The following is a 9,127-nucleotide window of genomic DNA, read 5'->3' as shown; positions in this document are numbered from 1 at the left end:
ATGGAGCTGCTGTACGACGTGGCGCACAACATCGCCAAGAAGGAGACCCACGAGGTCGGCGTCGACGCCGACCTCGTGGGTCTCCTTCTTGGCGATGTTGTGCGCCACGTCGTACAGCAGCTCCATCCCGAGGTCCTCGATCGGGTCGGCGTCGAACACCTGGCCGAACGTCTCGCGCGCCTGATGCGTGATCAGCTGGCGGTTCACCCACGCGAAGTTGATGCACGCGCCCATCGCGCCGTAGTACTCGTCGGCCAGGTCGGAGCCGGCCGGCGCGGCCGCGAGCTCCTTGTCGGGGAGCTCGGCGAGCAGGTCGTCGTGCTCCTGCTCGATCCGCCGGAGGTAGTCGTTACAGGTCTGGTGGCCCAGCCCGCGGCTCCCGCAGTGGATTAAGACGACGATGCCGTCCGCTTCGAGGCCGTACGCCTCGGCCACGTCCCCGCGGAACACGTCGGTGACGCGCTGGACCTCCAGGAAGTGGTTGCCCGAACCGAGCGACCCCATCTGGTTCCGGCCGCGGTCCATCGCCTTCTGGGAGACGTACTCCGGCCGGGCGTCGGGGCGACGCCCCTCGTCCTCGCAGCGCGCGAGGTCGCTCTCGATCCCGTACCCCTCCTCGACCGCCCACTCGACGCCCCGTTCGAGCGCGCCCTCGATCGCGTCGGCGTCGCCGTCTATCACGCCGCCGCCGCCCAGTCCCGACGGGACGGCCTCGAACAGCGCGTCGACCAGCTCCTCCTCCCGGCCGCGCACGTCGTCGTAGGTGAGATTCGTTCGCACCATTCTGACGCCGCAGTTGATGTCATAGCCGACCGCTCCCGGCGAAATACAGCCGGTTCGGGCGTCGATAGCGCCCACGCCGCCGACCGGGAAGCCGTACCCCTGGTGCCCGTCGGGCATACAGAGCGCGGGCTCGACGATGCCGGGAAGGTGAGTGGCGTTTTTCAACTGCTGGAGCGAGTCGTCGTCGCCAATCTCCTCGAGCAGCGACTCGCTGGCGAGGACCCGGGCGGGGACGTTCATGTCGCCCTCGCGGGGGATCTCCCAGACGTGCTCGCGCACCTTCTCCAGTCGGATCCCATCGAACTCGCGCGTTGTCATACCCGGCGTTCGACGCGGGGAGGCAAGGGCGTTGCGTCAGCGGGCGGCGACGCGAGCGAGTCCGTCGAGATCGACGCCTGTCGCCCGACCGCGACCGCCTACTGGTCGAGCGGGTCGATCGGGAGCCAGCCGATCGCGCCCTCGGCGAGCGTGAACGCGGCGAAGACTCGGCCGAGGACGAGCCCGTACAGCAGGTGCGCGACCGCGATGACCGCGCCGAACTCGAAGCTGGCCGTCAGTCCCGGCACCGGGAGCGTCGGCACCGGCAGCGCGGTCGCGCCCTCGATCGCGATCGCGGCCGGCAACAGCAGGCCGCCGGTGAGCACGCCCAGCAGCGCGGAGTGGACGACGCCGAGCGAGAGGCACCCGCCGACATCTCCCCGGAGCTCCGCGAAGAAGGGGCGGTCGAAGACGGCGACGAACAGCGCACCGAACAGCGCGCTGTTGAACAGGTGGACGGCCCACCCAACGAGGACCGTCTCTACCCCGACCAGCGCGCCGATCGTCGGCATGAGCCCGAGACCGAAGTGTAACACGGCGCCCATCGCGGCGCCGGCCACGAGCCCGCCGCTCGCCCCCGCGCGCCACCGCCGCTCCGCCACCGTCGATCCGATCCCGTCGCTCCGCTCTGAGCGTGACATATGTTAACAATATTCTCGATGACTATAATGGTTCCTCACGGCCGGCTCCGAGGCGGGGGGCACGGCCTCACACGTCGAACACGACGTACGCGTACCACTCGTCGCCGCGGCGTTCGAGAGCCATCTCGGAGTAGGTGACGGCCTTGATCTCTCGGGCGGCCACCGCGCCGAGCGGGACGCCGCGCGCGCTGGCCGCGAGCCGCCACTCGCCCGGCTCCGCGGGGTCGTCCTCGCCGTTCCCGTCGTCCGGTTCGGCGACCGTACAGCGGTGATCGGCCGGGAGCACGAGCCGCACGTCGCGCTCGTATATCAGCCGGTCGAGGTAGTCGAACAGCAGCGCCTCGCGGCTCTCGGCGGTGACCGTTAGCTCGAACCGCTCGCCGCCCGTCGCCGGAACGGACTCCGCACTCGCGGCCGTAAGTCCGTCGGCGACCGCGGCGAACAGCGCCGAGGGGGTCTCGGCGGTCGCCTCGACGGCGACGTCGGCGGTGTGGTCGCGGAGCTCGTAGGTCATCGCTCGTCCACGCTTCGGCCGCCCTCGCGGCTCTCTCCGCCGGTCTTGTGGCTCTCTCCACCACCCTTTCGACCCTCTCCGCCGCTCTCGTCGCGGGGCTCCTCCGCGTTCTCCGGTCGCCCGTCCGCCGGGAACCGGGCGTCGATGGTCCGCTCCGGCGCGCCGGGGCGGAGGTCATCCGGGTCGACGTCGTCGAGGTCGGCCGCGACCTCCTCCAGCGCGACCCCGCTCGTGACCAGCGCGCGGATCCCCTCGTCGACGGTCAGTTCGACGTCGACGACCCGGCGGTCGGGGACGAAGACGACGTGGCCGCCCATCACCGGGTTCGGGGCCATCGGCATGAACAGCGTTCGCATCCCGTCGCCCTCGCCGTCCGCGTGGTCCGCGATGACGTCGGGGGTCTCGCTCGTGACGAACGCGAGCGTGTACGTCTCCTCGGTCGGGAACTCGACGAGGACGACCTCGCGGAAGTTCCCGCCCTCCGAGTCGAGCATCGCGTCGCTCATCTGTCGGAACCCCTGGTAGACGGAGCCGACGCCCGGGACCCGCTCGACCGCGTCGTCGACGTAGTCGACCGCGCGCTCGCCGTACCGCGAGGACTCGACGCCGGCGCCCACGAGGAGGATCGCGGCCACGAACACGACCGGCGTCGCGACCTCGATCGCGGTCTCGCGGGAGACCGCGCCGATCACCGGGAGTCCGGCTCCCGGCGTCACGGCCACGACCGCCGAGGAGAACGCGTCGAGGTAGTCGTACACCGCGTTGAACGCGAACGCGAGCACGGCCAGCGTGATGACGGCGGGGACGATGACGGCGACGCCGGTGAGGAAGGCCCGTCGGAGCAGCTCGACCCCCGACGACTCGTCGGTCATTGATCGCGACCACGCGCGACCGCGACAAAACGTTTCCGTCGAGCGCTCGGCCCGCGCCGGCGTCCGCAGGCGGTCCGGGTACCGACCCGCCTCGGACCCGGCCTTCGATACGGTCCCGACCCGTTGAGAGCGGAGCTACCGCCCGCAACGGTCCCCGCTGGCGGTGGAGTTATATTCCGCCCGCGTGTTAGGTCATCGCAGTGAGCGTCAACGTCGAGAAACGGACCGACCCGCCCGGCGAGTCCGACTACGCGACCGCCGCGTGGGAGCTCAAAGAGCAGATTCGGTCCGCTGAGGGCGTCCTCCGACAGCGACGCGGCTTCTTCGTCGACGCGTACCGCCGGTCGACCGCCCACCTCCTCGTCGAGAACGACCGGCTCGTCGCGTTCGCCTCCGTCCGGCGCGACGGCTACATCCTCTTTCTCGCCGTTCACCCCGATCACCGCGGCCGCGGCCACGCCGAGCGCCTGATCGCCGACGTCGCGGAGAACCACCGGTCCGTCACCTGTCACGCCCGCACGACCAACCGGCAGGCGCTCGGCTTCTACGAGCACCTCGGCTTCGAGGTGATCCGCCGCATCGACGACTACTACGAGGACGGGGGCGACGCCTACTACCTCAAGCTCGGCGGCGAGTCGCTCCGCGAGCGGCTCTCGGGGTTCGTCGGCCGGTAGCTCGCCCCGTCGGTCCGCCCCGCTCGCGTCGGGAGGCCCGCCGAACCGACAGTAATTAGCGCCCGCCGCGAGGAGAGGGCGGCATGTCGCAACCGACTCCCGCGGACCTCGCGGCCCGGGTCCGCGACGGCGACCTCCGCTTCCACGAGCTGGAAGACCACGCCGACGCCGACGCCGCGGCCGCCGCGCGCCGGCTGCTCGTCGCGGAGGCGACCGACGCCGACCTCGACCCGCTCGGCGAGTACGCGTTCGACGCCGCGGCGGTCCACGGCTCGAACATCGAGAACACCCTCGGCGGGGTCCAGGTCCCCGTCGGCGTCGCCGGTCCGGTGACCGTCGACGGCGGCGCGGGGACGGCCGAGCGCTACCTGCCGCTGGCGACCACCGAGGGCGCGCTGGTCGCGTCGATCAACCGCGGCTGCTCCGTCGTCGAGGACGCCGGCGGCGCGACCGCGCGCGTGACGAAGAGCGGGATGACGCGCGCGCCCGTCTTCCAGGTCGCTGGCGTCGCCGAGGCCGAGGCGCTCGTCGCGTGGCTGCGCGACAACGTCCCCGCGCTGCGCGAGGCCGCGGAGTCGACGACGAGCCACGGCGAACTGCTCGACGTGACGCCGTACGTCGTCGGCAACAACGTGTTCTGCCGGTTCCGCTACGACACGAAAGACGCGATGGGGATGAACATGGCAACCATCGCGACCCGAGAGGCCTGCGACGTTATCGAGGCGGAGACGGACGCCTCGCTTGTCGCGCTGTCGGGGAACCTCTGTTCGGACAAGAAGCCGGCCGCGATCAACGCCGTCGAGGGGCGCGGGCGCTCGGTCGTCGCCGACGCGACGGTCCCACGCGAGACCGTCGAGGAGCGCCTCCACACGACCCCGGAGGCGATCGCTGAGATCAACACCCGGAAGAACCTCGTCGGCTCCGCGAAGGCGGGCGCGCTCGGCTTCAACGCCCACGTCGCCAACGCGGTCGCGGCGATGTTCCTCGCCACCGGGCAGGACGAGGCGCAGGTCGTCGAGGGGGCGAACGCGATCACGACCGCCGAGACGACCGCCGACGGCGACCTCTACGTCTCCGTCTCGCTGGCAAGTCTCGAAGTGGGGACGGTCGGCGGCGGGACGAAGCTCCCGACCCAGCAGGCGAGCCTGGAGATCCTCGGCGTCGCCGGCGGCGGCGACCCCGCCGGCAGCAACGCCGACGCGCTCGCGGAGTCGATCGCGGTCTGCGCGCTCGCCGGCGAACTGTCGCTGCTCGCGGCGCTCGGCTCCCGCCACCTCTCGTCGGCGCACGCGGAACTCGGGCGGTAGTCGGGCGCCGCGGCCCGCAGAGCGCCCTCCGCCTCAGTCCGACCAGCGCGGGCAGTCGTCGCGGAGCGCCGCCCGCCCCGCGTCGGTGAGACGGTAGACGGCCTCTCCGGTCACGCGCTCGACGAGCCCCGCGGCCGCGAGCGCCTCCAGCCGCGACTCGACGTGGTCGGCGTACAGTCCCGTGTTGCTCGCGACGAAGGCCGGGTAGTCCGTCCCCACGTCGTCGAGGTACGCCAACAGCCGCTCGTCGGAGCGCGTCAGCGAGGGCGCGTCGAGGCTCTCTCCGCGGCCGTCGCCGTTGCTCTCTCCCGAGCGGCCGACCGGCTGTGCGTCGGGTGCGGTCATCTCACACGTGGTGACGTGTGACATAACAAAGGGCGTACCGGGGGTTCCCACTCGATGAGAGTCGTCAGGGGTCCGGCGGAACGTGTTCGGCCGCTAACCGATCCGTCGGAGCCGGTTCAGTCGTCGGCGTCGGCCGGCGGCGTTCCGACCGCGCCGCCGCCGCGTCCGCCGTCGGACGAGCGGTTCGCGAGCAGTGGAGTCCCGTCGGCGCGGGGGCCGAGACGCGGGCCGTGCGGCCCGTCGTCGGGGTCGATCCGGCGCCGGGTCCGGTAGTCGGTCGAGCGCTCGACCGGGGTCCGGCCGATCGCCGTGATCATCTCGACGTAGTCGTCGAACGAGCGGTACTCGCCGTACTCGCCGCCCGCGCGGCTGGTGATCTCCTCCGAGAGGATGGTGCCCATGAAGTCGTCCGCGCCGCAGTTGAGGAGTTTGAGCCCGTGGGCGTCGCCCGACTTCACCCACGACGCCTGGACGTGATCGACGTTGTCTAAGAAGAGCCGCGCGACCGCGACCACGAGCTCGTCCTCGGCGTGCGAGGGGCCGGAGTCGACGACGCCGCGCCGGTAGAGCGGGGTGTTCTGGTGGATGAAGGAGAGCGGAACGAACTCCGTGATCGCGCCCGTGCGGTCTTGGAGGTCCCGGATCACCTTCAGGTGTTGCGCGCGGTGCGCGACCGTCTCGACGTGGCCGTACATCATCGTCGAGGTGACGTCGAGGCCGGCGGCGGCCGCGCCCTCCATCGCCGCCACCCAGTCGTCGGTGCGGATCTTCCCCGGACAGATCACGTCGCGGACCTCGTCGACGAGGATCTCGGCGGCGGTGCCCGGTGCGGAGTCGAGCCCGGCGGCCGCCAGCTCGCGGTACACAGACTCGTACTCCCAATCGGTGCCCCGAGAGGCGTGATACGCTTCCTCTGGGGTCATCGAGTGGAGGTGGACGCCGCCGACCGACATCGCGTCCAACTGCTCGACGTAGGTGCCCGGGTCGGTCGCGTACCGCTCGGGCGGCTTGTAGTTCACCTCGCTCGCGGGGTCGTCGTGCGCGGCGAGGATCTCGTGATGTTCCTCGTTCAGCGCGAACGCGGGGTGGAGCCCCGAGACGGAGCATACCTCGTAGATCCCCATGTCGAGGGCGTCTTCGACGACCGCGCGCGACTCGGCGGGCGGCTTGGTGAACCCCGCGTGCTCGACGTCGCTGTCTGCCTCGAACGCGTGCGCGGAGTCCTTGAAGTTACAGAACAGGCAGCCGGTGTTACACGCGGTGGTGACGTTGTTGTTCAGGTTGGCGACGAAGGTGACCTCGTCGCCCACCTCCTCGCGCCGGCGCCGGTCGGCGGCCTCTAACACCACCTCCTTGCGGACGGGGTCGATCCCGGCCGCCCCCGTGCCAGTGGCGAGCAGTTCGGTGGCGTCGTCGACCGTCAGCCGAGCGCCGTCGCGGGCCTTCGCGAGCGCGTTCTCGAACGACTGGTCGGTCGCGGGCGCGGCGAAGTCGAACTCCTCCGCGCCGCTCACGGTCCCGCCCTCTCCGCCTCCGCTCGATCCGCTCGCGCCGGAACTGCCCCCCGAACTCATCCCCTAACGTTCCCGGTTCCACCGTGATAAACGGGAGGGTCGCGACAGCCGATGCGTCCCCGGCGGGTCGTTCGGACGCGTCGGCTACCGCCGAGCGAAGGGGGGACACGAGCGGCACAGACTGTCCGCGTTCGCACCGAATCGCCGTACCCTGACGCTCCGAGCGGAACGCGACCGGTCACAGAAGCCAACCTTTTATCCGCTGGACGCTAACCACACGTTAATGGACTCCGCGGTACTGCTCGATCTCCTCGGCAACGAGAACCGGCGGCGCATCCTCCGGCTTCTCGCCACCAAGCCGTGTTACGTCACGGAGATCTCGGAGTACCTGGACGTGAGCCCGAAGGCGGTGATCGACCACCTGCGGAAGCTGGAGGAGGCCGGGCTCGTCGAGTCGACGACGGACGACCAGCGGCGGAAGTACTTCCGGATCGCGCGCAGCCTCCGGCTGGAGGTGAGCGTCTCGCCGTACGGCTTCGGCGCGAAGAGCGCGTACCCGGCGAAGAACAGCCTCGACATGTCCGGTCGCTGTCCGCACCTCTCGATCGAGGGCCCCGACGGGTCGGGCACGACCGGCGACCTCGCGGAGCTCGCGGAGGAGTTCACCCGCCTCCAAGACCTCGACCGGGAGCTCTCGCTCGCCCAGCGGTGGGTCCAGGGCCGCGTCGAGGACACGCTCGCCGAGATCGACGAGCGGCTCGGCGGGCAGGCCGACAGCCGCTTCTTCGCGACCGTCATCGCCGCGGTGGTCGAGACCGACGGCACGCCCGCGGCGGTCGCCGACGAGGTCGGCGCGCGCGAGTCGACGGTCGCGGACGCCCTGCGGCGGCTCTCCGACGTGGGCGTGGTCGCCCGCGACGCAGACGGGTACCGGGTCCGCTGACGGCCCCCTCCCGTCGACCGGATCCGGCGACCGCGACCGTTTCCGGAACCTTTTGGCTCGCCGGCCGGAGACGACGACCGTGAGCCGTCTCAGAAACCTCTCGCTGTTCCTCGTCCTCGCCGCCGCGTGGGGCTCCGCGTTCGTCGCGATCAACGCGGGATTGGCGTACTTCCCGCCCGTGCTGTTCGCGGCGTTCCGGTTCGACGTCGCCGGCGTCGTCATGCTCGCGTACGCGGCGTACGCGGTCGACGACCCGGTCCCGCGCGGCCGGGACCAGTGGCTCGAGGTCGTCTCCGGCGCCGTGTTCATCATCGCCGCCTACCACGCCTTCCTGTTCGTCGGGGAGAGTGACCCGGCGGTGACGAGCGCCGTCGCGGCCGTCATCGTCAGCCTCTCGCCGGTGTTGACCACGGTGTTCGCCCGCGCCCTCCTGCCGGCGGAGCGGCTGACCGCGGTCGGCGCGCTCGGCCTCGGGATCGGCCTCGCCGGGGCGGTCGTCCTCGCGAACCCCGACCCCGCCAATCTGACCGGCGGCGGCACCGTCGCGAAGCTGCTCGTGCTGCTCGCGGCGACCTCGTTCGCGCTCGGCTCCGTCCTCTCGCGGGCCTCGGAGGCCGACATCGCCATCGAGACGATGGAGGCGTGGTCGATGCTCCTCGGCGCGGGGCTCACCCACCTGCTCGCGCTCGCGCTCGGCGAGTCGGTCGCCGACGCGACCTGGACGACGGAGTCGCTGCTCGCCTTGGGCTACCTCTCGGTCGTCGCCAGCGGGATCGGCTTCCTCATCTACTTCGACCTGCTCGACCGGCTCGGCCCGATCGAGATCAACCTCGTCTCCTACGTCGCGCCGGTGTTCGCGGCCGCCGTCGGCTGGCTCGTCCTCGACGAGGGGATCACCCCGACGACGGTCGCGGGCTTCCTCACCATCTGTGTCGGCTTCGCGCTGGTGAAACGCGACGCGATCCGCGAGGAGCTGCGGGCGGTCGGCGTCGCGGGCTGAGTCGGGACCCCGACGGCCCCACCGACCGCCCGACAGCCGACCCCGCCGCAACCGTCTTGTCGGCGGGGCGACGACTTCCGGACCGTGAGCGCCGAACAGATCGACCCCCAGGCGGAGCGCGTCCCCACCCGACAGTCGCGGGTCCCGCCCCCGCCCGGTCGCTACCGGCTGAAGCCCCTCCGCCGCCTGACCGACCCGCTGATGCCGATGCGGAAC

The 9,127-nt window shown here is 71.3% G+C and carries 10 protein-coding genes; 4 read left to right on the top strand and 6 right to left on the bottom strand.

Annotated features, from left to right (window positions below):
- The 4 genes from B9G49_RS14855 to B9G49_RS14840 all read right to left on the bottom strand — a co-directional run.
- Positions 1 to 1,101: RtcB family protein (locus B9G49_RS14855; protein ID WP_086216888.1), on the bottom strand; the 1,101-nt coding region annotated here is incomplete at its 3' end.
- A 98-nt stretch (positions 1,102 to 1,199) separates the two neighbouring features.
- Positions 1,200 to 1,742: a hypothetical protein gene (locus B9G49_RS14850; RefSeq protein WP_086216887.1), complete on the bottom strand. Its 543-nt coding sequence runs from the start codon at positions 1,740 to 1,742 to the stop codon at positions 1,200 to 1,202.
- Between the two features lie 67 nt (positions 1,743 to 1,809).
- The gene (locus B9G49_RS14845; protein ID WP_049930913.1) at positions 1,810 to 2,256 is read right to left on the bottom strand and encodes an archease; all 447 of its coding nucleotides are present in this window, start codon (positions 2,254 to 2,256) and stop codon (positions 1,810 to 1,812) included.
- A complete protein-coding gene (locus B9G49_RS14840; protein WP_086216886.1) occupies positions 2,253 to 3,128 on the bottom strand; it encodes a DUF502 domain-containing protein in 876 nt (291 codons plus the stop codon). Before B9G49_RS14840 ends, B9G49_RS14845 begins: the two co-directional genes overlap by 4 nt.
- Positions 3,129 to 3,328: 200 nt before the next feature.
- Between B9G49_RS14840 and B9G49_RS14835 the strand changes: the two genes are divergently transcribed.
- A complete protein-coding gene (locus tag B9G49_RS14835; RefSeq protein WP_086216885.1) occupies positions 3,329 to 3,802 on the top strand; it encodes a GNAT family N-acetyltransferase in 474 nt (157 codons plus the stop codon).
- Between the two features lie 83 nt (positions 3,803 to 3,885).
- Positions 3,886 to 5,109: a hydroxymethylglutaryl-CoA reductase (NADPH) gene (gene hmgA, locus B9G49_RS14830; RefSeq protein WP_049930916.1), complete on the top strand. Its 1,224-nt coding sequence runs from the start codon at positions 3,886 to 3,888 to the stop codon at positions 5,107 to 5,109.
- Positions 5,110 to 5,142: 33 nt separating this feature from the next.
- Here the strand turns inward: hmgA and B9G49_RS14825 are convergent, their stop codons facing one another.
- Positions 5,143 to 5,454 (bottom strand): DUF2250 domain-containing protein, encoded by a 312-nt coding sequence (locus B9G49_RS14825; protein WP_086216884.1) that lies wholly within the window; start codon positions 5,452 to 5,454, stop codon positions 5,143 to 5,145.
- A 116-nt stretch (positions 5,455 to 5,570) separates the two neighbouring features.
- Positions 5,571 to 7,028, bottom strand: a complete 1,458-nt coding sequence (gene cofH, locus B9G49_RS14820; protein ID WP_086216883.1) for a 7,8-didemethyl-8-hydroxy-5-deazariboflavin synthase subunit CofH — start codon at positions 7,026 to 7,028, stop codon at positions 5,571 to 5,573.
- 223 nt (positions 7,029 to 7,251) lie between these two features.
- Between cofH and B9G49_RS14815 the strand changes: the two genes are divergently transcribed.
- Both B9G49_RS14815 and B9G49_RS14810 read left to right on the top strand, forming a co-directional pair.
- Entirely contained in the window at positions 7,252 to 7,911 is a 660-nt protein-coding gene (locus B9G49_RS14815; protein ID WP_049930922.1) for an ArsR family transcriptional regulator, read from the top strand.
- 79 nt (positions 7,912 to 7,990) lie between these two features.
- Positions 7,991 to 8,911: a DMT family transporter gene (locus tag B9G49_RS14810; protein ID WP_049930924.1), complete on the top strand. Its 921-nt coding sequence runs from the start codon at positions 7,991 to 7,993 to the stop codon at positions 8,909 to 8,911.
- Positions 8,912 to 9,127 lie beyond the last annotated feature (216 nt).

Source organism: Halorubrum sp. SD683, assembly GCF_002135045.1.
Classification (GTDB): domain Archaea; phylum Halobacteriota; class Halobacteria; order Halobacteriales; family Haloferacaceae; genus Halorubrum; species Halorubrum ezzemoulense.
This window is presented reverse-complemented; position numbering and strand designations above follow the sequence as displayed.

Bases quoted from the DNA above. Each gene is read 5' to 3' on its own strand.
- B9G49_RS14850 (WP_086216887.1), bottom strand. From the start codon at position 1,742: ATGTCACGCTCAGAGCGGAGCGACGGGATCGGATCGACGGTGGCGGAG.
- B9G49_RS14845 (WP_049930913.1), bottom strand. From the start codon at position 2,256: ATGACCTACGAGCTCCGCGACCACACCGCCGACGTCGCCGTCGAGGCG.
- B9G49_RS14840 (WP_086216886.1), bottom strand. From the start codon at position 3,128: ATGACCGACGAGTCGTCGGGGGTCGAGCTGCTCCGACGGGCCTTCCTC.
- hmgA (WP_049930916.1), top strand. From the start codon at position 3,886: ATGTCGCAACCGACTCCCGCGGACCTCGCGGCCCGGGTCCGCGACGGC.
- B9G49_RS14825 (WP_086216884.1), bottom strand. From the start codon at position 5,454: ATGACCGCACCCGACGCACAGCCGGTCGGCCGCTCGGGAGAGAGCAAC.
- cofH (WP_086216883.1), bottom strand. From the start codon at position 7,028: ATGAGTTCGGGGGGCAGTTCCGGCGCGAGCGGATCGAGCGGAGGCGGA.
- B9G49_RS14815 (WP_049930922.1), top strand. From the start codon at position 7,252: ATGGACTCCGCGGTACTGCTCGATCTCCTCGGCAACGAGAACCGGCGG.